The following is a 22,952-nucleotide window of genomic DNA, read 5'->3' on the forward strand; positions in this document are numbered from 1 at the left end:
GTCGTTAAACCTTGTGTTGCTTGGCGGCGCGGCGGCGTTGCACGGCGCCGGCCAGATCGTGAAGGAGTTTGACGCTGTCGTCCCAGCCCAGGCAGGCGTCGGTAATGCTTTGTCCGTAAGTCAGCGGTTTGCCGTCTTCGACTTCTTGGCGACCGGCTACCAGGTGACTTTCCACCATGGCGCCGACGATGCGGTGGTCGCCCTGCCTGATTTGCCCGGCCACGTCTTGCGCCACCAGCATTTGCCGTTCGTATTTCTTGGAACTGTTGGCGTGGCTGAAATCGATCATGATGTTGGGGCGCAGGCCGGCTTCGATCAGGCCTTCGGCAACCTGCTCCACGCTGACTTCGTCGTAATTGGGCCGGTTGTTGCCGCCGCGTAGAATGATGTGCGCATCTTCGTTGCCGCGGGTGGAAAAAATCGCCGAGCGGCCTTCCTTGGTCAGGGACAGAAAATGGTGCGGACTCATCGCCGCGTTGATGGCGTCGATGGCGATTTTGATACCGCCGTCGGTGGCGTTTTTAAAGCCGACCGGGCAGGACAGGCCGGACGCCAATTCGCGATGGACCTGACTTTCGGTGGTTCTGGCGCCGATGGCGCCCCAGGAAATCAGATCCGACACATATTGCGGCGTGATCAAGTCCAGATATTCGGTGGCGGCCGGCACGCCCAGATTATTTACGTCGGACAACAGTTGCCGGGCCAGACGCAGACCTTTGTTGATGTTGAAGCTGGCATTCAGGTCCGGGTCGTTGATCAAACCCTTCCAACCCACCGTGGTGCGCGGTTTTTCGAAGTAGACCCGCATGACGATAACCAGATCGTCTTGCAACTCGGCCATGATGCCTTTCAGGCGCCCGGCATATTCCACGGCCGCTTTGGGGTCGTGAATTGAGCAAGGGCCGATGATGACCAACAGACGGTCGTCGTCGCCGGTCAGAATATTGTGTATGGCGGCCCGGGCACGCAAAATGGTTTCCGCCGCCTTTTCGGTCATGGGGATTTCTTCGTGAACTTGAATCGGCGCCACCACGTCCTTGGTTTCGCAAATTCTTAAATCATCGGTGTTATAGTTTGTCTGCATGGCACGGGGCAATGGGGTAATGGGCTGGTTGGATGGGCTTAAAAGCGGCTATTTTAACCCTTTTGCCGGCCGGAGTTACAAACTAATGCCGCCGCCAAATCCGGAAATATCATCATGTCAAACAATCGGGCCATCAAACATTGTCTAACGGTATGTCTGGCGCAATCGTTCCGTTTTGCGGAACTGCGGGAAAAACTGCTGGGCAGTGCCCGTACCCAGGTATTCAGAAACGCTCTTATCGTCGATTACAAAACCGGTTGTTCGGCGGTGTTTTCCTACGGTGTGGTGGTGCACTGGAGTGTCAATCTGGATGACAGGCAAAGTTTGCGGGAAACCTTGCTTGGCTATGCCGTCAAGCCCGAGCCGGAGCCACAGGAAGACAATTTCAGTTATGAGGTCGGCTGCCCGCAAGACCGTATCCAGCACGACCATATCGAATTGCAGTCCGATGATGTCAAGGTACTGCTGGCGCTATCGCATGCCATGGCTCAATCCATCAAATTGGCTGCGTTTGAAGGTCACGCCATCGATACCATCCGCGCCACCGCCCATTTGCCGCGGGCGCTGGCGCGGGACGGCATTATCAAACTGAACCGCAAGGCCATGGCCAAGATACGCGGGCAGCTGTTTTTGACCAAGAGCGACATCATCCTGAATTACGACTTGCTGGATATTCCGGAATTTTTCTGGGAGCACCCGGAGTATCAAAACATGTATTCCATGGCCGCCAATTACCTGGAAATCAGCCCGCGCACCGAGGTGCTGTCGAAAAAACTGGAAACCATCCACGAGTTGCTGGAAATGCTGGCTGACGAACAAAAACACCAGCATTCGTCGGCATTGGAATGGATCATTATCTGGCTGATCGCGGTGGAGATTTTGATGTCCTTGCTGGATAAGCTGTTTTGATCGCCGCTGCTTGTCCGCCGCTTAAACGGAAGTTTGTTTGTCGAAGCAATGCATTGTTTTGACATTCATAGCCAAGCTGATTAGACTGCGCTTATTTTTTAACCCATCAACCCACCGAAGGAGGCTGTATGTTCGATTGTGCAACGCGCTTAAGCCTCGTATCCTCAACCGGTCGGTAATCTCTTCATCCGATCGTCGGGATCGGGCTTCCGCATTAATCCCTTTTTTTAATTTTTGGCCGACTCCGGCCGGGGCCTGCTATTGCTGTCGAGTTGCCGGCGCCGGATAGGCTTTGTGGAAGTTTATGCAAACACATCAATCCAAACGCACGCCATTATTGTGCGCACAATGGCTCGAAGGCGACGGTCTGGCGCCTCGTTTCGAACAACATAGCCCAGTCAAACGCCAAGCGAGTAAACACCGACAACTGAGCAAACAAGCACAACGGGCCTTGAGTTTGTTTCTCGAAGGCGAATGCAGGCACCCCGATTTGTTGGGGGGTCCAGTTGAGCGCCGTTGAATATGAACCCGCCAAACAACGCTTGTCCGTTGGCGTTCGCTCCAGCAGCGATGCCGACGGCGAAGCCATTTTAGCGGCGTTAAAACACAGTCAGGCGCTATTGCGTAGCGTGGTAGCCGCCAGCTTGCATCGTAAAAAAGTCCCTGTGCTCGGTTTTTATTTCCAGGGTAGCAGTAATACAGGAGGGGAATTATGCCGATTCGAACTCTAATCAGCAAAGGCAAGGTGCCGGTCAAGATTTACACAGACCAAATCGAGCCGGCAGCCTATCAACAGTTGCTGAACCTGTCGCAAATGCCTTTCGTACACAGCCATATTGCCGTGATGCCGGATGTGCATTGCGGCAAGGGCGCAACGGTCGGTTCGGTGATTCCGACGCTGGGCGCGATTATCCCGGCGACCGTGGGCGTGGATATCGGCTGCGGCATGTGTGCCGTGCGTTTGTCCATCAACGCCAACGATTTGCCGGACAGCTTGCGCTCATTGCGCTTGGCGCTGGAAGCGGCGGTACCGGTCGGTTTTGCCATGCACCGTAGCGATCAGGCGCAACGTTCGACGATTAACGCGCTCGGAGTGGGGCTACATCGCATTTTGGAGCAACATCCCAAAGTCAATGCCAAGCAAAACAAACCCTATCAAACCTGGATACGCCAGTTGGGCACGCTGGGTGGCGGCAATCATTTCATCGAACTGTGTCTGGATGAAAGCGATCAAGTGTGGATCATGCTGCATTCCGGTAGCCGAGGTATCGGGAACGTGATTGGCGAATATTTCATCAATCTGGCCAAAAAAGACATGGGCCGGCATTTGCTGAATCTGCCGGATAAGGACTTGGCCTATTTCCGCGAAGGCGCAAAACATTACGACGATTATTTGCTGGCGGTTGCTTGGGCGCAAGACTACGCGATGACCAACCGCCGGGAAATGCTGCGTTTGATCGGCCAAGTTCTGCGGAAAAAATGGCCGAAAATGACCTTCACCAAGGAAGTCATTAACTGCCATCACAACTATGTCGTCCGCGAACGGCATTTCGACGCCCAGGTGCTGGTTACTCGCAAGGGCGCGATTCGCGCCGGCGCGGGGGAACTGGGGATTATTCCGGGCAGCATGGGCGCGCGCTCTTACATCGTGCGCGGCAAGGGCAACGAGCAATCGTTTTGTTCGTGCTCGCACGGCGCCGGACGCCTTATGAGCCGTAGCGAAGCCAAGCGCCGTTTCGATGCCGACGATCTGGCTCGGCAAACTCAAGGCATAGAATGCCGTAAAGACAGCGGCGTCATCGATGAAATACCGGCGGCGTATAAGGACATCGAACAGGTCATGGCGCAGCAAAACGACTTGGTCGAAATCGTGCACCGATTACGGCAGGTTATGTGCATTAAAGGCTAACAAACCTGTATGGGTAATAAAATAAATGGCTTATTTATTCGGGGCTTCGAAACAACCGGAAATAATTTCAAGTGTAGCGAATGAACTAATATGGGGCATCGATTGTCCCGGTTTTTGCCGGGATTCGCCGACAATTGCTTGTTATCCGAGAGAGGTGGGCATCATGAAAAGAATCTATAAAACAACAGCGGTTTTCTTATTTTTAAGCTTGAGCACGGTTTTTTCCCTGCCGGTTTTCGCCGACGGCATCGAAAATACCAAGACTAAAGCGGCCGAGGAGGCCGGATATGAGCACGAAGTTGAGTTTTACGATTATCACTCCGGTGTAACTTATAGTTATTCACTATTTAATTTTATTCATCCGCGCGCCGACAAGAAACTTACCGAGCAAGAGCAGGTGCAATCTGGCGTTGCCGGTTATTGATTCCACGCACGCGTGGAGCGCAAAGCGCGGATTGGGCAATCTGTTTAATCATATGCGTTTAAGGGGGATGTAATTGCGCTAAAGCATGTATTGTTTTTCAGTGGATCCGGTCCGGAAAAGCGCCTCTCTCCATCGTGGGTGAGGCGCTTTTTTTATGGCCGAAGCCTTTGCGCTGTTTTTGCACGGGGGCTTCAAGATGAGCTCCCAACTTTATTGTTCTGAAAGCGTAACTTATTGCTTATAAAAAGATTATTGACTTTATCCGCTTCGAGGCTAGACTGAGGCCGGGAAGCTTTGTCGATCCATGCCCGGTTAGGGCGGCCGGTTCGATCAGGGACGCATGTTGTAAACAACGGTTACAAATAAGCTGAATCGGCCGGAATGCTTTAACGGGGGCTTTTCCGGGCGTTTCGGTAATTTCAGTTTGCTTGTATAAAAACAAGAGTCCGCCCAATCCCAATCCGGACGAAGCGGATTTATGACCATAACATTAGGGCAGGGTGAAGAGTATGAAACAGTACGGAGCGGAATTTTTTGGCACATTCTGGTTGGTGTTGGGCGGCTGCGGCAGCGCGGTGTTGGCGGCGGCATTTCCCGAGGTGGGTATCGGCTTGCTGGGCGTATCCTGCGCATTTGGCTTGACGGTATTGACCATGGCTTTTGCGATCGGGCATATTTCCGGCTGCCATTTGAATCCGGCGGTATCGATAGGCTTGTGGGTCGGCGGCCGCTTTCCGGCCAATAAACTGGCGCCGTATATTGCCGCGCAGGTCTTGGGTGGCATCGTGGCGGGCGGCGTGCTATATCTGATTGCCAGCGGCAAGGCCGGGTTTGACGTGTCGGCCGGGTTTGCCAGCAACGGTTACGGCGAGCATTCGCCGGGCGGCTATTCGTTGTTGTCGGCCTTAATTACCGAAGTGGTAATGACCATGATGTTTTTGCTGGTGATTTTGGGGGCTACCGATACCCGCGCGCCGCAAGGCTTCGCGCCCATCGCCATCGGCTTGTGCCTTGCCTTGATTCATTTGATCAGCATTCCGGTCACCAATACCTCGGTCAATCCGGCACGTAGCATGGCGGTGGCGGTTTACGTCGGCGACTGGGCATTGATGCAGCTTTGGCTGTTTTGGCTGGCGCCGGTTGTGGGCGCGGTGCTCGGTGCTTTTGTATATAAATTTTTAGGCAGCGAAGACAGTGCGGATTAAACTCGGGTAGGCCGGAATAAGCACCGCGTTTCCGGCAAATCAGCTTCGATGCGCCGGAAACGCCTATCGGCTTATTCCGGCCTACCCGAACCAAGGGGGCTGCCGCAATGGCAGCCCCTTTTTCATGTCTTTGTTATGGCGCGCATTCCGGCATCAGCGAACTGCGCCAGAACTGATCCTCTTTTTCGAACAAGCGGCTGCTTTCCGGCGGCCCCCAGGAACCGGCCGGGTAAGTGTGGATGTAATCGCGCTCGGTGGCCCAGGTTTGCAGGATGGGATCGACGATTTTCCAGGCCGCCTCCACTTCGTCGAAACGCAAAAACAACGAACGGTCGCCTTGAATCACATCCAGCAATAAATCTTCGTAGGCATCGACATGGCGCTGGTCGGGCTGGCGAAAGTCGGTATCCAGGCTGGCGGTGTGGGTGCGCATTTCCAGGCCGGCGTCCTTGACGATCATTTCGATGCGAATGCATTCTTCCGGCTGGATGCCCAGAATCACCCAGTTGGGGTTCATGCAGCTGACGTGGGTACCTTGAAAAAATTGTAGCGGCGGATGGCGGAAACAGATGGAAATGCTGGATTGGCCGGCCGCCATGCGTTTGCCGGTGCGCAGATAAAACGGCACCCCGCGCCAGCGCCAGTTGTCTATCATCAGCTTCATGGCCGCGTAAGTTTCGGTGGTGCTGTCGGGCGGAATATTGTCTTCTTCCAGATAGCCGTTGACCTTTTGGCCCTTGATGCTGCCCTTGGCGTACTGGCCGCGAAAGGCATGGGCATGCACGGCGGATTTGGGAATCGGCCTGATCGATTTCAAAACCTTGACTTTTTCGTCCCGCAAGGCTTCGGCATCCATGGAAATCGGCGGTTCCATCGCCACCAATGTCAACAATTGCAATAAATGGCTTTGCAGCATGTCGCGCATCGCGCCGGCCGTGTCGTAATAACCGCCCCGGGTGCTGATGCCCATTTCTTCGGCATGGGTGATCTGGATATGGTCGATGTAATTGCGGTTCCACAGCGGTTCCAGCATGATATTGGCGAAGCGGAATACCAGTACGTTTTGCACCATGCCTTTGCCGAGATAATGGTCGATACGGTAGATTTGCTCTTCGGACAGGTAGCGTTCCAGGCGTTTTTGCAGGGCTTGTGCGCTTTCCAGATCGTAGCCGAAGGGCTTTTCGATTACCACCCGCCGCCAGCCGTACTCTTGCGAAAGCAATTCCACCTTGCTAAGCGATTCGATGACGTTGCCGAAATCGTCAGGGCCAATGGCCAGGTAAAAGGCCATGTTTTTCGGAAATTGAGCCGCATCGTCGTTCAAGCCGGCGGCCAGTTCCCGGTAACATTGTTCGTCGTCCAGATTGCCGCGGTGATAGTGTAGCCGAGCGCTAAAGCGGGCAAACACGGCTTCGTCCAGCTTGTCGCCGAATTTTTCCTCCAGCATGGTTCTCACTTCGCTCAGCCATTTGGTTCTATCCCAGGGCCGGCGGCCAATGGCGACGATGCGGGTAGTTTCCTGGAGTTTGTTTTCCATTTCCAGGTGGTAAAACCCGGGCATCAGTTTTAGTCGGGCCAGATTTCCCGTGGCACCGAAAATGACGTAGGTGCAGGATTCAATGGTCATGGTGTTAACTCCTCAATTGAAAAGGGTGTGGAATAAGTAAAAATGTAAAACCCGCCGACTGAGTCGGCTTGCCGGTCCGGGAAAGCCGGAGATCCCGCATGTTTTAAAATTGTCCATGGCCCAAGACTATCCTTAGCCAAAGTTTTGTAGTAAAAACAAAATGTTTGATCGCGTCGGGTTTCAAAAATAAAAATGATACGACGAATCTGTTGAATCCAGCCTATAAAAAATAATTAATGGAGGGGGGATGGACGTTTTGCAAAACATGCTGAAAGAATTCGGGGCGCTGGGCGGCGGTCTCATCGCGGCGCTGTTTGGGTTGCTTGCCGCTATTTTGGTCTGGCTGATCGCGAGGGCTTCCCGGCGCGAGGCGGGTTCCCCAAGGCCGGCCGCCAGACGCGCGCGAAGCAACCGTTACTATCCGGAGGCGGGAAACGCCCATCACCCAGCGGCGCCGGACGCCGAGCCGTCGGCTGGCCCCGTGATGGCGGAAAGCCCGGAATCCACTCCGGCCGCCGCCGGCGACGCACTTGCCTTGGTTCCCCCTGATGGCGTCACTCGCCGGCATCAAGCGGCCGAATTGGCGGCCAAAAAAACATCTCCGCCCAATCCCCCGCCTACCGATTCGGTATTGCGGCGGCATTTTATCGGCCGGCTGCAAGCGGAAATCAGCGCGGGTTTGCCGCCGAGACCGACGGACTCGGTGTTGCGCCGCCACTATGACGGCATGCTGCGGGCCGAGTTGGAAAAAAGGTTGAGCGGAGGATGACGGCCGCGTGAAGGATACGCCGTTATTACTCGCGCGCCGCCGCCGCGGGCAAGATCGCGGTTGGTTTTTGCCGGGTAACTTTAGTAAACTGGCCGGATGTAATGTTGTTTAATAGTGATTGGCCATGACATATTGTATTGCGGTATCGGTCAAGGAAGGCTTGGTGCTTACCTCGGACTCCAGAACCAACGCGGGCATAGACAATGTCAGCGTGCATTGCAAAATGCATGTGATTGCGACCCGCGACGACCGGAAAATCGTGCTGTTGAGCGCGGGGAATCTGGCCACCAGTCAGGCCGTGCTGGACCAGTTGCGGCGCGATATCAAGGATGGCGCGGAAACCAATCTCAACACCGTGCACTATTTGTCCGAGGTGGCGGAATATCTGGGTCAAGTCAGTCTGGATAAGCAGCATCGGCATGCCAATTCAGGCCAGAACGGTTTTTTTCCGGCGGCGACCTTTTTGGTGGCCGGGCAGATCGGCACCGAGCCGCACGGTGCGTATCTGGTGTATCCGGAAGGCAATTACATCACCACGTCCGAGCAGACTCCCTACCTGCAGATTGGCGAAAACAAATACGGCAAACCTGTGCTGGACCGTATTTTAAAAATCGATACTCCGCTAGAGGAAGCCGCCTTGTGTTGTCTGATTTCCATGGATTCCACCATGCGCAGCAACGTCAGCGTCGGTCCGCCGGTGGACATGCTGATCTACCACAAGGACAGTCTGTTGTTGGACGAATATTACCGCTTTCAGGAAGCTGACGATTATCTGATTCAGCTGCGGCGCATCTGGCAGGAAAAACTCAGCGAGGGCTTCGCTGCCTTGCCGCAGTTGAACAAGCAGACCGCTACGGCTTTTCCCGTCGTCGGGCCTTGAGTTCGGGCGGGTAACATGCCCGCCATCTCGGCTCGGTTTCATCTGAAAATCCCCGAGTTGGTGCGAATGCACTAACGAAAAGTCCCGATTGGTGCAATACTTTGGAAAACCGCCCCCGCCGCAGGCTTTAAGCGCCACTATAGTCCCGTGGCATACCTCTTGCTTTGATGAAGGTATGAATACAAAAACCACCATAAAATGCTTTGACGAAATGCGCACCGACGAAGGTCGGGTGCGCGATATTTATCAAACCTATGCCCACTGGATGTCGCAACTGCCGGAAGGTACGTTGGAGCGCAAAAGCGCCGAAGCGGAATTGTTGTTTCGTCGGTTGGGTATCACCTTTGCGGTTTACGGGGAAACGTCCGGTGCCGAGCGCTTGATTCCGTTCGATATCGTGCCGCGCATCTTCGGTTCAACGGAATGGCAGCGTCTGCAAGTGGGTATCAAGCAGCGGGTCAAGGCCTTGAACGCCTTTTTGCACGATATCTATCACGATCAGGAAATCATCAAGGCCGGCATCATCAGTGCCCGGCAGGTGCTGGATAACGAGCTGTATTGCAAGGCCATGCAGGGCATAGATCTGCCCAATCAGGTGTACGCGCATATTGCCGGCATAGACTTGGTGCGGGTGGCCGAAGACGATTTTTACGTGCTGGAGGATAACCTGCGCACGCCGTCCGGAGTGTCCTACATGCTGGAAAACCGCAATACCATGATGCGGCTGTTTCCGGAATTGTTCGCCAACCATTTGGTCGAGCCGGTGGAGCATTATCCGCAAATGTTGCTGGATACTCTGCGCGAGGCCGCGCCCGTCAATGTGTCCAACCCAACCATCGTCGTGATGACGCCCGGTTCCTACAACAGCGCGTATTTCGAACATGCTTTCCTGGCCAGCCAAATGGGTGTGGAATTGGTCGAAGGGCAGGATTTGTTCGTGCACAAGCAAAAAGTCTATATGTACACCACCGAGGGTCCGCAGCAGGTGCATGTGATTTATAGGCGGGTGGACGACGATTTTCTGGACCCGTTGGCTTTCCGCCCGGATTCGGCCCTGGGAGTGCCCGGTTTGCTGGAGGCATACCGTAGCGGCAACGTATCGTTGGCCAACGGCGTTGGAACCGGAGTGGCGGACGATAAATCCACCTATCTATACGTGCCGGAAATGATCCGGTTTTATCTGGGCGAGGCGCCGTTGCTATCCAATGTGCCGACTTGGCGCTTGAGCGAAAGCGAGGATTTGAAATACGTACTGGCGCATTTGCCCGAGTTGGTGGTCAAGGAAGTGCAGGGTTCCGGCGGTTACGGCATGCTGGTGGGGCCAACCAGCTCGAAAGAGGAAATAGAAACCTACAAACAGCGCATTCTGTCCGAGCCGGATAATTTTATTGCCCAGCCGACCTTGGCGCTGTCGACTTGTCCGACCATGGTGGAAGCCGGCGTGGCGCCCCGCCACGTCGATCTGCGGCCCTTTGTGTTGTCGGGCAAGGAAATTCGCCTGGTGCCGGGCGGCTTGACCAGAGTCGCCTTGCGCGAAGGCTCGCTGGTGGTCAATTCCTCGCAAGGCGGCGGGACTAAAGATACCTGGGTATTGGAGGACTAAAGCATGTTGGCAAGAACAGCAGACAACTTATTCTGGATGGCGCGGCATATCGAACGCGCGGAAAATACCGCCCGGGTATTGGATGTGGCCCACCGTTCTGCGTTATTGCCGTTGGATATCGAAGGCGCCGAAGCCTATCTCTGGTATGCGCCGCTGAATATCACCGGTTGCGCGGCCAGCTATGAAGTCAAATACGGCTTGGCGCGCGCCGATTCCGTGACCCATTACATGGCGCTGGACCCGGACAATCCCAGCAGTATTTATAGCTGCCTGAAGCTGGCGCGGGAAAACGCCCGGGCGGTGCGGGGCGCCATTACCTCGGAAATGTGGGAAGTCATCAACTCCACCTGGCTGGAACTCAACCGCATGACCTGGAACATGGACAACGAGAAGTTTCCCGATTTTTTCGAATGGGTCAAGGACAGGTCGCATATGTTTCGCGGCGTTACCCTGGGCACCATCCTCAAGGACGTGGCGTTGAGTTTCATCAAGCTGGGGACCTTTTTGGAGCGGGCCGACAATACCGCCCGCATCCTGGATGTTAAATACCATATTTTGCTACCCAGCGTGAACGACGTTGGCGGGGCGGCGGATTATTACCAGTGGGGCTCGGTGCTGCGCTCGGTGAGTGCGTTCGAAGCCTACCGTAAGGTCTACCGCGATGTGATTTCGCCGCTGAGGGTGGCGGAATTGCTGATTTTGCGCGACGACATGCCGCGCTCGCTGCATGCCTGCATGAACGAAGTCGAGGCCGCCCTGATCGATATCAACGGCAGCTCCGGCCGCGAAGCCAGACGGCTGGCCGGTGAGCAACACGCCGCCATCCATTTCGGTCTGATCGAAGACGTATTCAGCCAGGGTCTGCACGAATATCTGACCGAGTTTCTGGCGCATATCGCCTTGCTGGGCCGCGAAATTCGCGATGCCTATATGTCGCGGCGCAATCATTTCGAGCAGCCCGTGGCCACGGTGCGGCGCACGGCTTTGCAGATGCAATGACAGCTTTGACTTTTCCCTGACCGCCATGACTTATTGTGTTGCGTTAAAACTGAATGCCGGCTTGGTGTTCGCCTCCGATTCGCGTACCAACGCGGGCATAGACCAGATTGCCTGCTTTAAAAAAATGCGCAGCTTCATCAAGGAAGGCGACCGGGTGATTATGATTTTAAGCTCGGGCAATCTGTCGATTACCCAGAACGCCATCAATCTGCTGGAGCAAAAAGGCCGCCGGGAAGCACGCAATATCTGGACGGTGGATTCCATGTTCGACGTTGCTCAATTACTCGGCGAGTGTCTGCGGGAAGTGCGCAAACAGGACGGCGTGTTTCTGGCGCAGAACAATGTGGACGCCAGCGCCAATTTCATTATCGGCGGGCAGATTCAAACCGAGGACACGCGGCTGTTCATGGTCTACGCCGAAGGCAATTTCATCGAAGCCGGCGCGGAAACGCCCTATTTTCAGATCGGCGAAACCAAATACGGCAAGCCGATCATCGACCGGGTCATTACCCCGCAAACTCCGCTCAGCGAGGCGGTGAAATGCGTGCTGGTATCGTTCGACTCCACCATGCGCAGCAATTTGTCGGTGGGTCTGCCCATCGATATTGCCTGTTACAGTCAGGGCGGGCTGCGGTTGGATTTCGAACAACATATCACCCAGGACGACCCCTATTTTTCCCAGATCAGCCGGCGCTGGAGCGATGGTTTAAAAGGCGTGTTCGCATCGCTGCCCAATCCGGAATGGTTGACGGACGCCGGTTTGAACAACCACTTGCCGCCTGACTATTCATGAATATCGGCTGACGACTTTATAAAAAGCGGCTGCCGCCATGGCGGCACGAATTCAATTCAATACGGCAAAATCATGACCATTCGCGTTGCACTGCACCATAAATCGCATTATGTTTTCGACCGGCCGGTAGTGGCTTCGCCGCACGAGATTCGCTTGCGGCCGGCCGCCCACAGCCGTACCCCGGTGTCCGGCTATTCGCTGAAAGTGAAGCCGGAAAAACATTTCATACATTGGCAGCAGGATGCCTACGGCAACTTCGTGGCCAGGATCACCTTTCCGGAACCGACCAGGGAAATCGACATCACGGTGGATTTACTGGCCGACATGACGGTCATCAACCCCTTCGATTTTTTCGTCGAGGAATGGGCCGAGCATTATCCGTTCAATTACCCGCCCATTTTGCAAGTCGAACTGGCGCCGTTTCTGGAAACCGAACCGCAAGGCCCATTGCTGAAAGACTGGCTGCAATCGTTCCGACGGGAAATTCCGGCGCAAATCAGCACCACCAATTTTTTGGTCAGTCTCAATCAAAGATTGCACAATGAAATTTCCTATCTGATCCGGATGGAAGCCGGCGTGCAGAGCTGCGAGGAGACCTTGGGCAAAAAGTCCGGTTCCTGCCGCGACAGCGCCTGGCTGCTGGTGCAATTGTTGCGGCATTTGGGCATCGCGGCGCGCTTCGTGTCCGGTTATCTGATACAGCTGGTGGCGGACGAAAAACCGCTGGACGGCCCGGCCGGCCCCACCGCCGACTTCACCGACCTGCATGCCTGGTGCGAAGCCTATATTCCCGGCGCCGGTTGGGTGGGCTTGGATGCCACCTCCGGCCTGTTGGCGGGCGAAGGCCATATACCGTTGGCGGTCAGCGCCTCGCCGGCTTCGGCGGCACCGGTCAGTGGCTTGACCAGCGTCTGCGATGCCCAACTGAACGTGGACATGCGGGTTACCCGCATCCACGAAGATCCGCGTGTCACCAAACCCTATACCGAAGAGCAGTGGCAAGCCATCCGCGACCTGGGGCAGGCCATAGACCGGGAATTGCGGGCCGGCGATGTGCGTCTGACCCAGGGCGGCGAGCCGACTTTCGTCTCGGTGGACAACATGGACGGCGCCGAATGGAATATCGCCGCGCTGGGTCCGGAGAAGTGGCAACTGGCCAATAATTTACTGCGCCGCATCCAGGCCCGCTTTGCGCCGGGTGGCGTGCTGCATTTCGGCCAGGGCAAGTGGTATCCCGGCGAGCCCCTGCCGCGTTGGGCCTTGAATGTGTTCTGGCGCGCCGACGGCGTGCCGGTCTGGCAGCAGCAGGCCTTGATCGCCGAGCAAGCCGGCGATATTGACGCTTCCGCCTTGCAGCGGTTTGCCGAACAGTTGGCCTTGCGCTTGGGGCTCAATCCGGATTATTTGATCCCGGCCTACGAAGACCCCTGGCTGGCGCTGGATGAAGAAAGCCGTCTGCCGGCCAATATCGACCCGCATGCCGAGGATCTGCAACAGGCGGAAGTGCGTAGCGCGCTGATCAAACAATTGCGGACCGGGCTGTCGGCCGTGAAAGGCTATGTGTTGCCGTTAAAGGCCAATGACGGCCAGGAGATTGTCTGGCAATCCAGCCTGTGGCCCTTGAAGCACGAGCGTCTGTATTTGTTGCCGGGCGATTCGCCGATGGGCCTGCGCCTGCCCTTGAACAGCCTGCCGTGGGTGGCGCCGGCCGATTTTGAAGTGGAGTTGCCGGCCGACCCGTTTGCCGCCCGCGAACAACTGGCGGATTATCCGCGCGGCAAGCAGACCAAACAGCCGGAGCCGGTCAGGCAGGCGCCGGCACCCAAGGAAGTGATACACACGGCGCTGGCGCTGGAAGTGCGCGACGGCGTGCTGTATGCCTTCCTGCCGCCGGTCACCACTTTGGAAGCTTGGCTGGAACTGCTGGCGGCCATCGAGGATTGCGCCGACCGCTTAAAACTGCCGTTGCGCTTGGAAGGTTACCCGCCGCCGCGCGATCCGCGTTTGCTGTCCTTATCGGTGACGCCGGATCCCGGTGTGATCGAAGTCAACATTCATCCGTCGGATAGTTGGGATGCCCTGGAAAACCGCACCCGCACGCTGTATGAAGAAGCCCGGCTGGCCCGCTTGGCGACGGAAAAATTCATGCTGGACGGCCGACATACCGGTACCGGCGGCGGCAATCATATTACCCTGGGCGGCGCTACGGCCGCCGAGAGCCCCTTCCTGCGCCGGCCCGATTTGTTGAAAAGCCTGATCAGTTATTGGCAGCAGCATCCGGCCTTGTCCTATCTGTTTTCCGGCCAGTTTATCGGTCCGACCAGCCAGGCGCCGCGGGTTGACGAGGCTCGCGACGACAATCTGTACGAGTTGGAAATCGCCTTTCAACAAATGGAAGCCAAGCTGCATGAAGGCGAGGAAAGTGCCCAGCCCTGGCTGGTGGACCGCCTGTTGCGCAATTTATTGATCGATTTGACCGGCAATACTCACAGAGCCGAGTTCTGTATCGACAAACTATATTCGCCGGACAGCGCCACCGGTCGCTTGGGTTTGGTGGAACTGCGGGCTTTCGAAATGCCGCCGCATTACCGGATGAGTTTGTTGCAGTCGCTGTTGTTGCGGGCGCTGGTGGCGCGGTTCTGGAACAACCCGTACCACGGCAAGCTGGTGTATTGGGATACCGCTCTGCACGACAGATTCATGCTGCCGCATTTCATCGAACAGGACATGCGGGATATTTGCCGCGATCTGCGCGGCGCCGGCTATGCCTTCGAAGATGCCTGGTTCGCGCCGTTTATCGAATTCCGTTTTCCGCATTACGGCAGCGTGGTTTATGAAGGCGTGCGGCTGGAGTTGCGCCAAGCCATAGAACCCTGGCATGTGTTGGGCGAAGAAGTCAGCGGATCGGGCACGGCCCGTTACGTGGATTCTTCCGTCGAGCGCTTGCAAATCAAAGTCAGCGGCATGATAGGCAACCGCCATCAAGTGGCCTGCAACGGCCGTTTAGTGCCGCTGCATCCGACCGGCGTGCCCGGCGAGTATGTGGCGGCGGTGCGCTTCAAGGCCTGGGCGCCGCCCTCGGCCCTACACCCCAGCATAGGCGTGCATGCGCCGCTGGTATTCGACTTGCTGGACAGCTGGAACGGCCGCTCGATTGGTGGTTGCACCTACCATGTCAGCCATCCGGGCGGGCGCAATTATGACACTTTCCCGGTCAACGCCAACGAAGCCGAAGCCCGCCGCCGGGCCCGGTTTTGGGAACACGGCCACAGCGCCGGTCCGATGCAGGTTAAAGAAGAAGCGGTCAATCCGCGCTTTCCGATGACGCTGGATTTGCGCTGGCTGCCGCGCTGAAGTGCCGATATCGGGATCAATCGCGGCGTAACCTTTTTTGCATTGTTAACGAGGATCAGATAATGCTGTGCTCAACCAATTTGCCGCGCTTCGGCGATAAACAAAATTCGGACTTTTTCGAGGAATATCTGCAACGCCTGCTGGAAGAGCGCGACCGTAGCGGCCTGACCGAGCTGATAGGCGGCATAGAGGCTTTGATGATCAGCGTCGAGCCGGGTAATTCGGTGGAATACATCGCCGAACTGGCCTTGATGACGCCCTACCAATATCTGGTGACGCTGGATAGCGACAAGCACATGACCCATGTGCTGCGCATCGACATGAAATCGCCGGACATTCTGCTGCGGGAAGTCAAATACCCGGAGCAGAGCGACATTTTTCGCAGCCTGAACGATCTGTATCCGGTCGGCGCCAAGCGGCCTCACAGCCGCTATCTGGGCGAGATTCTGTTGGCCGGCGACAGGCATGGCGTGGTGGCGCAGCAACAGCAGCGCGAGTTCCGCTTTTTCTCGGTCGGCGAGTTGGCCGAGCTGGATTTGCCCTTGAATGTCAGCATGTCCAAACCGTCGCCCTATACCCAAAATCTGCTGGGCTACATGGAACGCCCGGTCGATGGCATTCGGGTCTATCACCACGGCGAATGCGTGATTCTGTCGGCCGCCCAGGCCGCCAACGACAGAGGCAAGGAAATGCAGGAGCGTCTGGGCATCGCCGACCTGATCATGCCCATAGACCATCTGGCCACCCGGGTTTACAGCCAGAACCGGGAAGCGGCGCTGCTGGAATACTTGGCGCTGTCCAGTTATTACTACTGGGGTAGTTACGATATCAAGGATCAAAACTCTTCCACCAATGTCACCAAAAACGTGCGGCAACAGCCGGAGTCGGTCAGCCCGGCCAAGGTGTTTACCGCCAACAATCTACCTTATTGCGTGGGGCATCTGGACAAGCTGCCCAGCCCGACCGAAACCTTTGTGCGCAACTACGGTCCGCGCCTGCATCATATCGCGGTGGAAGTCAAGGACGGCCAAAGCAACGGCCGCGAAAACATCGATTTCATCGTCGAAGCCATTGCCGCCCAAGGCAAGGGCTTTTTGCTGGATACGGTCGGTTCGCGCGAGGAAGGCTTGAAACAGATCTTCTCCTCGGCCTCGGATTTTTCTTCGTTGATCATCGAATACGTGCAACGTTTCGGCGATTTCCAGGGCTTTTTCACCCGCGAAAACGTGGCATTGTTGACTTATGCGGCCGGCCAGGAAGAAGGGGTTAAAGGCAAGCTATAAGCGTCCGGTTCGGGTTTGTTTGGGTAAACTCGGCGGATGTCGGATGTCACGTAAGCGCGCCCTGCCGAATATTTTGCTTTCACCGTATTGAAATGGAGTTTGACTTTTTCCGGTTTTAAGGCATAGATAAGCCGTTGTTTTTGTCCCTTCGGAGGTTTGCCATGTCTCGATCTTCAACTTACCTGGATACGGCCGCTCATCCCGTGGTGGCCATCGTGGCCGGCGTCGACAGGGATGTCGAACGCGGCGAGGATATTTTGATGTTGGGTTACGGCTTGGTGTTGATGGCGCCGATTTTTGCCCCGATTGCCCCGCCCAGGGTTTTGCTGCCCTTGATGGCACTGGCTTTTGTAGTGTCGGTTTGCGTGGCGCGCGGCAATTTTTTGGGAATTCGGGACAAATTGGCCGCCGCCATGGCGGCCTTGGACGGCCGGCACGATGCCTCGCCCTTGCGGCCGCTTACCGAGATATTCGCCGAGCATCCCAAGGCCAGTTTGAGCGAGGGCTTCAATCCGTTAAAAAACTGGCAACGTACCGCCAAGAGCATTTTGGGGGCGATGTTGATCAACCCGCTGTGGATGCCGATTTTTTATGCTTTGGGTCTGCAGTTTGCCGAAGAAAAACAATTGAGTTTGCTGAATCGGGCTGTCATCGAAGCGGAAGAAAAATCCGCCCGTTGGCGTTAATCGGCGGGCCGGGTTGCGGCTTCCAATTTCTGGCTGGCGACGATATTGCCGAGGCTGTCGAAACTGACCGACAGACATTGGGTTGTTTGTTGTTGCGTCAGCTTTTGCGGGTTGATGCCGAAAAACGCCGCCAGTTCCGGGGTGGTGACCGGCTTTATGGCGGCGCGGCGTTCCAGGTCTTTAAAGCGGAAAAAGTTATAGGCGGCCCAAATGCCCAATATGCCGCCTATGACGGCGATGCAGATTAAAAACCGGCCGAAGTCGGCGACCACCTCCCGGTAGCCTTTCAGTTGCAGCATTTCGACATACACCAGATCCAGGCCCATCAGCCAGCCGAGCAAGGTCAGCAAGGGCGTCCATAAAAAAATCCACACGGTCCAGAAAATGAAGGTGAAGGTGGCGGACAAATAGCGTTGGCGCAAGCTTTGCAACGATGGTTTGTCTATGATCAGCGGTCTGCTTTTCATCTCACACCCCGGTCCGGACTGACCCAAATGGCGCGGGTATGGCGTTTTTTGAATATGGCCTTGATCAGGCCGGCCGCCGTGGTCAGCACGTTGATCAGCCAGTAAATCAGTGGATACCAGATCATCCAGTAATAGTTTTTGCCGATGTTTTTCTCGTAACGGGAGTCTATGATCAGGCTGGCGGCAAACTGCAGCAAACAGGTGGCGCCCAGCAACACGCCGCCCCAGCTGGGTATCAGGGTAGGAATGTTCAATTCCTTGGGCAGGTTGAAAAACCAGCCCAGCGTCCACAGCAGCAGAATCATGATCATGGTGTAAGACCAGAATACGCTGGTCAGATATTCGACGTAAATCCCCCACATGCGCCGCGAGCGCCATATCCCCAGGCGCTTGCTGTAACGCAGCAGCACTTCCGCGCCGCCCTGCGCCCAACGCAGGCGTTGCCGCCACAGGCCGCGCAAGGTTTCAGGCATCAGGATCCAGCATAGCGCGTTGGGTTCGAAGCGGATGTCCCAGTGGTCCAACTGCAGTTTCCAGCTGATGTCGATATCGTCGGTGACCATGTCGTTGCTCCAGAACCCTACCCGGTGCAGGGCCGATTTGCGGAAACCGGCCACCACGCCGGATACCGTGAACACCCGGCCGTAAACGCGCTGGGCCCGCTTTATCAAGCCTATGATGGCGGAGAATTCGCCGACCTGAATTTTGCCCAGCAGCGTTGAGCGGGTGCGAATGCGCGGGTTGCCGGTCACCGCCGCGACGCGCGGGCCGGACAACAGGTGTTGCATGATCCAGGTGGTGGCATGCGGGGCGAGCAGGGCGTCGCCGTCTATGCAGATCAGAAACTCGTTGGCGGAAAACAGCGCGCCGGTATTTAGCGCCACCGCCTTGCCCTGGTTGCTTTCCAGGTGGATGACCCGCAGTTGCGGATGTTGTTCGGCCAGTGCCAGTAGAATGGCCAAGGTGTCGTCCCGGCTGCCGTCGTCCACGGCGATGATCTCGAAAGCGGGATATTGCTGGCGCAGCAGAAATTCGATGGTTTCCTCGACGTCCCGACCTTCGTTATGACAGGGCACCAAAATGGATACCGGCGGATATTCGCGCAGTTGGGGCGGATTTTCATGGTCGTGGCGATTGTTTCTTTCCCAATGAAAATAATAGATGCAGGCACCTATCATCCACAAATAGGCCATGAACAAGGGATAGTAAAAGGCGAATTCCAGCAGCACCGACATCCATTCGCGGGCAAAGTTCGCCGCGGCGTGCCAGGCGGTGCCGGCGGCTCTGTCGGTTGCCGCGAGTAATGGGTGTAGGGGTTCGAGCATGAGTTTTTTCTGTAATTTCGCGTGGGTTAAAAACGGATGTTGGCGGTCAGATAGCCTTGCCAGCTTTCGGTCAGGGCGTCGTCGTAATAGCGGTAGCTTCTGCCGCCGCCGTAACTCAATTCAATGTCCGGGCCCAAGCGCCAACGGTGCGCATATTCGATATTGCCGACCGTATTGACGCCGAAGTCCTGCTGCCAGTATTCGCCTATGGTCAGGGCAAGATGCTGGTGAAAATCGGTTTCGTAGTGGCGGTAGGTCAGCCAGTCGTTGTCCAGCGTGATGCCGAGCATGGCGTCCTGCTTGGGGTTGAAGTAAAAGCCTTGATTGGGGCGGGAATTGGTCGAGTAGGCCAAGTTTAAATAGGTGGCGAACTTATAGACGGGGCCGCTGTGCCAGCGCTCGTAATAAGTGCCGTCCAATACCACGCGGTCATTGTCGTTGCTGAAGTGGGTATAAGCGGCGGATGCTCTGAAAAAGCGCGATTCGTTGACCCGAAAAGTCGTACCCAGCATGGCCGACTTGGCTGTGACGGTTTCGTCCTTGGCGCTGAGCGCGCGTAGGGAAATGTTGTTATCCAGGCTGCTGAGGCGGGTGAACAGCTGCCATTGGTCGTTGATTTGGTAATCCAGGCCCAGATCGACGCCGACCGCTTCGGAACGGAAATGGTCGTAATGCACTTCCAGCGAGGCCAGGATGGCGTCCTTGGCGTATTCGAGGCCGGCGCCATGGATTCTTAAATAGCCGCGGCCGCCCTCGGATTCCTTGAACAAGCCGGTTCGCCAGCCTTGGTGAGTGAATGCGCGAATATTGCGCTGGATCGGGCTTGAATATAAATAGCCGTCGATTGCGGTATTGTCGTTGCCGAGCAAGGGGTTGGCATCTTCGCCGTTGCTTTGGTTGCTGCTGACGCCGCCGCTGGCGAATATTTTCAGCTCCGGTTTGTTGTGCCGTTGCCATGCCCGCATCTGCTTCAGAGCACCGGAATCTTCCGGATAGTAGGCATATAACTCGTGCGTCAGCGCGGCTTCCAGCGGGTAATCGCGTAATTCGTGGGCAACCTTGGCCCGGTTGAGCTTCAAGCCGAAATGCCCAGGCGCTTGTTGGCCGGCCATGTCTAGCTCCCGTCGGGCTCTGCGCGGCCAGCCACGGAAGTAATAGACTTCGGCCAGTTTGTTGTGAATGTCGGTGTTCTCGGGGTATTCCAAGCGCAACTTTTCCAATCGGACTTGCGCGCCTTCTAAATCGTCGACATAGGCGTGGAAAATTGCCGCGGTCATCTCCGCCGCCGCTTTTTGCGGATTGGGCAGGCTGGTTGCGCTGCCGTCGGCTTGCCGGGCGCTGATGCTGGCGGGCTGTTCCAGTGCGGCTTGTTCCGCCGTCGCCAGCGCCTGATCCGGCTGTTCGGCCTCAAGATAGGCATAAGCCAACGAAGTCTTGGCGTTGGCATAATCCGGCGCTTCCGCGATGACGCCGAGATAGAGATCGCGCGCCTGTTCCGGCTGGCGGTTGTTCAGATAAGCGTCTGCCGCCGCCATGCGGGCGTATACCGGTATGACGATATCCTGGCGCAGCAATTGTTCGTACAGGGCGATGGCGTCATTCATGCGGCGGCGGTCGCGCAGGGCCACCAGCAAATCGAACCGGGCTCGTTGCCGCCAGTTGGAAGGATTTTGCAAAGCGAGCCGCTCCACCGAGGCGATGTTGTCATCTAGCGCGGCAATGGCTTGGTCGGTGAGCCGGTAATCGCGGCTGTCCAGATATAGGGCTTGTTCGCCGTGGCGGATCAGCCAGGCCGCCTGTTGCCATTTCAAACCGGCCCATTCCTCGGCGCTGAATAATTCGCGTTGGCTGGCGGCAACCCGCAGGGCCTGTTCGACAGCGTCGTTATTGGCGAGCGTGAATACCAAGCCGCGTAGCGCGTCGGCGTGGGATGGCTGAATCAGTAGCGCCCGCCGATAGAGTGCCAGGGCTTTGTCCGGCTGGCCATTGTTGTTTTCGGCATCGGCCAGCACCAGGAGCGCTTCGATGGATTCGGGGTATCTCTCCTGCAGTTGTTGCAAGTGAATTACGGCCTCGGCATGCCGGCCCTGGTCCAGTAACACCAAACCGATGCCCAGTTGAGGCGTGAGTCGGTCGGGGGTCAGGGCGGATGCCTGTTGATACAGAGCCAGGGCCCGCTCCCATTGGCCTTGGTTGCGGGCGGCCTTGGCGACGGTTTCCAGTGCATAGGCGGGTGCCGTGCTTAAATCCAGATTTTCCGCTTCGTTTAATACGTCTTCATTGCGGTCGGCCCATAGCAACACCTGCATGTAATCGTAAAGATAGTTTTTGCGCTCCGGATATTCGCTTGCCAACGCGCGCAATTGCGGCAGGGCCGCTGCCGTGTCGCCGGAGCGCGCTTGATCGAGCGCTTGTTGGTAGGCTGCTTCGACGGTGGATTGAGCAAGCACGCTATAGCTGGGCAGCCATAACAAAACAGCAAACGCTTTGCGGATCATGGGGTGTCGAGGTTGGAAAAATTAGGTGGTCTGTTTCAATGGCGGTAACAGGGCCGGGTAATCAAGTGATGTCACGGCATGAAAAACGCGGCTAAACGGGAGTAAGCGCTCCGGCGGGAATGTCGCCGGAGCGAAGCCGCTTAGGCTTCCGCATTCCGCCTCCTCTCCCTCTGGGAGAGGGTTAGGGTGAGGGAAATTAAAAGGAAAGTTATTAGGGGCCGAGCCCTCAGGCGGTTTTTCCGCGCTGCCGCCACGCCAACAGCAAGCCGGAGGCGAAAAGCCAAGCCGAAGCTGGGAGCGGAGCGTGGACCGGCGGGGTGAGGATAGGGGCGTACTCGACCACAAAGCCGCGGGCTGTGTAACGGATTCCGCTGTCCGTCATTTCGGAAGAATCCAGATTGGTGTCGTTCCAGCGGCCGTTGTCGGATGCCACGGGCCACCAATACATCAGGTAGTCTTCGTTGTCGGGCGTCTCCGCCGAACCGTCTTGCCAATGGTTGGGCTCGCCGGGCAGCCAGTTGCCGTAGCTGAACGATTCGCCGGTTACCCATTGCCAAGCCTGATGCTGCCAGAGGCCGGTTTCGTCGTTATAGCTGCTGACGTCAAAGCCGCCCAGAAAACTGCCTTGGGCGGCCAGCACATGCCACAGAAAGTCGTCTTCCTCCTGGCTGGTTACCGTTGCCAGATGGCCGTTGACGCCCTCGAACGTCAAATTTCCGGCGAATGCCTTGGCTTCCGACCAATCGAGCCGCCAGTCGTCCGTAAAGGTGTGCAATTCATAATAATGGCCGTTGGAAGGGTTGAATACCGGCGAGGCAAAAGACGGAAAACTGGCCGCGACAAATAATAAGGCTGTCAAACGCGAAATAAGCATGCTTAAGGTTCCTTTTATGATCATGGGAGATTAAATATTTAGCATTTTGTGCGCCAAAAAGTGTTAGATTTTTGTGAGCTGGGCGGCATTAGCTCACCTTTTAACCAATCATGCAAGTTTTTCATTGATAAACAAAAGCATAAGCAATGCCATGGCCTGATAAGGACTATCCGGGTATTGAAAGCTCGTTGTGATGTATTAATCGTTTAACTGACAAAAATGGCGCATATATCGTCGATTTTGTCATGGGATGCGCGGATTTA

The 22,952-nt window shown here is 56.3% G+C and carries 19 protein-coding genes; 13 read left to right on the forward strand and 6 right to left on the reverse strand.

Annotated elements, in window-relative coordinates; translation table 11 throughout:
- Nucleotides 1-4: 4 nt before the first annotated feature.
- Nucleotides 5-1,084: a 3-deoxy-7-phosphoheptulonate synthase AroG gene (gene aroG, locus NP590_RS01975; protein WP_256600478.1), complete on the reverse strand. Its 1,080-nt coding sequence runs from the start codon at nucleotides 1,082-1,084 to the stop codon at nucleotides 5-7.
- A 114-nt stretch (nucleotides 1,085-1,198) separates the two neighbouring features.
- Here aroG and NP590_RS01980 point away from each other — a divergent pair, with 114 nt between their 5' ends.
- The 5 genes from NP590_RS01980 to aqpZ all read left to right on the forward strand — a co-directional run bounded on the left by NP590_RS01980 (nucleotide 1,199) and on the right by aqpZ (nucleotide 5,531).
- Nucleotides 1,199-1,993 carry an RMD1 family protein gene (locus NP590_RS01980; protein WP_256600480.1) on the forward strand — a complete coding sequence of 265 codons (795 nt, stop codon included), beginning with the start codon at nucleotides 1,199-1,201 and terminating at the stop codon, nucleotides 1,991-1,993.
- A gap of 506 nt (nucleotides 1,994-2,499) precedes the next feature.
- Nucleotides 2,500-2,724, forward strand: a complete 225-nt coding sequence (locus NP590_RS01985; protein WP_256600481.1) for a hypothetical protein — start codon at nucleotides 2,500-2,502, stop codon at nucleotides 2,722-2,724.
- Entirely contained in the window at nucleotides 2,706-3,902 is a 1,197-nt protein-coding gene (locus NP590_RS01990) for an RtcB family protein (RefSeq protein ID WP_256600482.1), read from the forward strand. The genes NP590_RS01985 and NP590_RS01990 overlap by 19 nt, the downstream gene beginning before the upstream one ends.
- A 163-nt stretch (nucleotides 3,903-4,065) precedes the next feature.
- The gene (locus NP590_RS01995; protein WP_256600483.1) at nucleotides 4,066-4,326 is read left to right on the forward strand and encodes a hypothetical protein; all 261 of its coding nucleotides are present in this window, start codon (nucleotides 4,066-4,068) and stop codon (nucleotides 4,324-4,326) included.
- Between the two features lie 509 nt (nucleotides 4,327-4,835).
- Entirely contained in the window at nucleotides 4,836-5,531 is a 696-nt protein-coding gene (gene aqpZ / locus NP590_RS02000) for an aquaporin Z (RefSeq protein WP_256600484.1), read from the forward strand.
- Nucleotides 5,532-5,664: 133 nt separating this feature from the next.
- Here aqpZ and zwf read toward each other — a convergent pair whose 3' ends face one another.
- On the reverse strand, nucleotides 5,665-7,158 hold the full coding sequence (gene zwf / locus NP590_RS02005) for a glucose-6-phosphate dehydrogenase (RefSeq protein WP_256600486.1): 1,494 nt from the start codon (nucleotides 7,156-7,158) through the stop codon (nucleotides 5,665-5,667).
- A 247-nt stretch (nucleotides 7,159-7,405) separates the two neighbouring features.
- On the opposite strand from zwf, the gene NP590_RS02010 reads away from it, so the two are divergent.
- The 8 genes from NP590_RS02010 (at nucleotide 7,406) to NP590_RS02045 (ending at nucleotide 17,525) form a co-directional block, all read left to right on the forward strand.
- Nucleotides 7,406-7,927 (forward strand): hypothetical protein, encoded by a 522-nt coding sequence (locus NP590_RS02010; RefSeq protein ID WP_256600487.1) that lies wholly within the window; start codon nucleotides 7,406-7,408, stop codon nucleotides 7,925-7,927.
- A gap of 124 nt (nucleotides 7,928-8,051) precedes the next feature.
- On the forward strand, nucleotides 8,052-8,807 hold the full coding sequence (locus NP590_RS02015; protein ID WP_256600488.1) for a proteasome-type protease: 756 nt from the start codon (nucleotides 8,052-8,054) through the stop codon (nucleotides 8,805-8,807).
- Between the two features lie 175 nt (nucleotides 8,808-8,982).
- Nucleotides 8,983-10,410, forward strand: a complete 1,428-nt coding sequence (locus tag NP590_RS02020) for a circularly permuted type 2 ATP-grasp protein (RefSeq protein WP_256600489.1) — start codon at nucleotides 8,983-8,985, stop codon at nucleotides 10,408-10,410.
- 3 nt (nucleotides 10,411-10,413) lie between these two features.
- Nucleotides 10,414-11,409: an alpha-E domain-containing protein gene (locus NP590_RS02025; RefSeq protein WP_256600490.1), complete on the forward strand. Its 996-nt coding sequence runs from the start codon at nucleotides 10,414-10,416 to the stop codon at nucleotides 11,407-11,409.
- 25 nt (nucleotides 11,410-11,434) lie between these two features.
- A complete protein-coding gene (locus NP590_RS02030) occupies nucleotides 11,435-12,202 on the forward strand; it encodes a proteasome-type protease (RefSeq protein WP_256600491.1) in 768 nt (255 codons plus the stop codon).
- Between the two features lie 72 nt (nucleotides 12,203-12,274).
- Complete coding sequence (locus tag NP590_RS02035) at nucleotides 12,275-15,556, forward strand: transglutaminase family protein (protein ID WP_256600492.1); 3,282 nt, start codon at nucleotides 12,275-12,277, stop codon at nucleotides 15,554-15,556.
- 62 nt (nucleotides 15,557-15,618) lie between these two features.
- The gene (locus NP590_RS02040) at nucleotides 15,619-16,839 is read left to right on the forward strand and encodes a VOC family protein (protein ID WP_256600493.1); all 1,221 of its coding nucleotides are present in this window, start codon (nucleotides 15,619-15,621) and stop codon (nucleotides 16,837-16,839) included.
- Between the two features lie 161 nt (nucleotides 16,840-17,000).
- A complete protein-coding gene (locus NP590_RS02045; protein ID WP_256600494.1) occupies nucleotides 17,001-17,525 on the forward strand; it encodes a hypothetical protein in 525 nt (174 codons plus the stop codon).
- Here the strand turns inward: NP590_RS02045 and pgaD are convergent.
- The 4 genes from pgaD to NP590_RS02065 form a co-directional block, all read right to left on the reverse strand.
- Complete coding sequence (gene pgaD / locus NP590_RS02050; RefSeq protein ID WP_256600495.1) at nucleotides 17,522-17,992, reverse strand: poly-beta-1,6-N-acetyl-D-glucosamine biosynthesis protein PgaD; 471 nt, start codon at nucleotides 17,990-17,992, stop codon at nucleotides 17,522-17,524. The genes NP590_RS02045 and pgaD overlap by 4 nt on opposite strands.
- Nucleotides 17,989-19,317: a poly-beta-1,6-N-acetyl-D-glucosamine synthase gene (pgaC, locus tag NP590_RS02055; protein ID WP_256600496.1), complete on the reverse strand. Its 1,329-nt coding sequence runs from the start codon at nucleotides 19,315-19,317 to the stop codon at nucleotides 17,989-17,991. Before pgaC ends, pgaD begins: the two co-directional genes overlap by 4 nt.
- A gap of 26 nt (nucleotides 19,318-19,343) precedes the next feature.
- Nucleotides 19,344-21,815, reverse strand: a complete 2,472-nt coding sequence (gene pgaA / locus NP590_RS02060; RefSeq protein ID WP_256600497.1) for a poly-beta-1,6 N-acetyl-D-glucosamine export porin PgaA — start codon at nucleotides 21,813-21,815, stop codon at nucleotides 19,344-19,346.
- 226 nt (nucleotides 21,816-22,041) lie between these two features.
- Complete coding sequence (locus NP590_RS02065) at nucleotides 22,042-22,689, reverse strand: C-type lectin-like domain-containing protein (protein ID WP_256600498.1); 648 nt, start codon at nucleotides 22,687-22,689, stop codon at nucleotides 22,042-22,044.
- Nucleotides 22,690-22,952: the final 263 nt, after the last annotated feature.

This window comes from Methylomonas subterranea, assembly GCF_024505185.1.
GTDB classification, from domain to species: Bacteria; Pseudomonadota; Gammaproteobacteria; order Methylococcales; family Methylomonadaceae; genus Methylomonas; species Methylomonas subterranea.

Excerpts from the sequence above, each read along its gene's own strand:
- NP590_RS02030 (WP_256600491.1), top strand. The coding sequence starts at position 11,435 with ATGACTTATTGTGTTGCGTTAAAACTGAATGCCGGCTTGGTGTTCGCC.
- NP590_RS02010 (WP_256600487.1), top strand. The coding sequence starts at position 7,406 with ATGGACGTTTTGCAAAACATGCTGAAAGAATTCGGGGCGCTGGGCGGC.
- NP590_RS02025 (WP_256600490.1), top strand. The coding sequence starts at position 10,414 with ATGTTGGCAAGAACAGCAGACAACTTATTCTGGATGGCGCGGCATATC.
- pgaA (WP_256600497.1), bottom strand. The coding sequence starts at position 21,815 with ATGATCCGCAAAGCGTTTGCTGTTTTGTTATGGCTGCCCAGCTATAGC.
- NP590_RS01995 (WP_256600483.1), top strand. The coding sequence starts at position 4,066 with ATGAAAAGAATCTATAAAACAACAGCGGTTTTCTTATTTTTAAGCTTG.
- NP590_RS02065 (WP_256600498.1), bottom strand. The coding sequence starts at position 22,689 with ATGCTTATTTCGCGTTTGACAGCCTTATTATTTGTCGCGGCCAGTTTT.
- pgaC (WP_256600496.1), bottom strand. The coding sequence starts at position 19,317 with ATGCTCGAACCCCTACACCCATTACTCGCGGCAACCGACAGAGCCGCC.
- NP590_RS02020 (WP_256600489.1), top strand. The coding sequence starts at position 8,983 with ATGAATACAAAAACCACCATAAAATGCTTTGACGAAATGCGCACCGAC.
- aroG (WP_256600478.1), bottom strand. The coding sequence starts at position 1,084 with ATGCAGACAAACTATAACACCGATGATTTAAGAATTTGCGAAACCAAG.
- NP590_RS02045 (WP_256600494.1), top strand. The coding sequence starts at position 17,001 with ATGTCTCGATCTTCAACTTACCTGGATACGGCCGCTCATCCCGTGGTG.
- pgaD (WP_256600495.1), bottom strand. The coding sequence starts at position 17,992 with ATGAAAAGCAGACCGCTGATCATAGACAAACCATCGTTGCAAAGCTTG.
- NP590_RS01980 (WP_256600480.1), top strand. The coding sequence starts at position 1,199 with ATGTCAAACAATCGGGCCATCAAACATTGTCTAACGGTATGTCTGGCG.
- NP590_RS02040 (WP_256600493.1), top strand. The coding sequence starts at position 15,619 with ATGCTGTGCTCAACCAATTTGCCGCGCTTCGGCGATAAACAAAATTCG.
- aqpZ (WP_256600484.1), top strand. The coding sequence starts at position 4,836 with ATGAAACAGTACGGAGCGGAATTTTTTGGCACATTCTGGTTGGTGTTG.
- NP590_RS02035 (WP_256600492.1), top strand. The coding sequence starts at position 12,275 with ATGACCATTCGCGTTGCACTGCACCATAAATCGCATTATGTTTTCGAC.
- NP590_RS02015 (WP_256600488.1), top strand. The coding sequence starts at position 8,052 with ATGACATATTGTATTGCGGTATCGGTCAAGGAAGGCTTGGTGCTTACC.
- NP590_RS01990 (WP_256600482.1), top strand. The coding sequence starts at position 2,706 with ATGCCGATTCGAACTCTAATCAGCAAAGGCAAGGTGCCGGTCAAGATT.
- zwf (WP_256600486.1), bottom strand. The coding sequence starts at position 7,158 with ATGACCATTGAATCCTGCACCTACGTCATTTTCGGTGCCACGGGAAAT.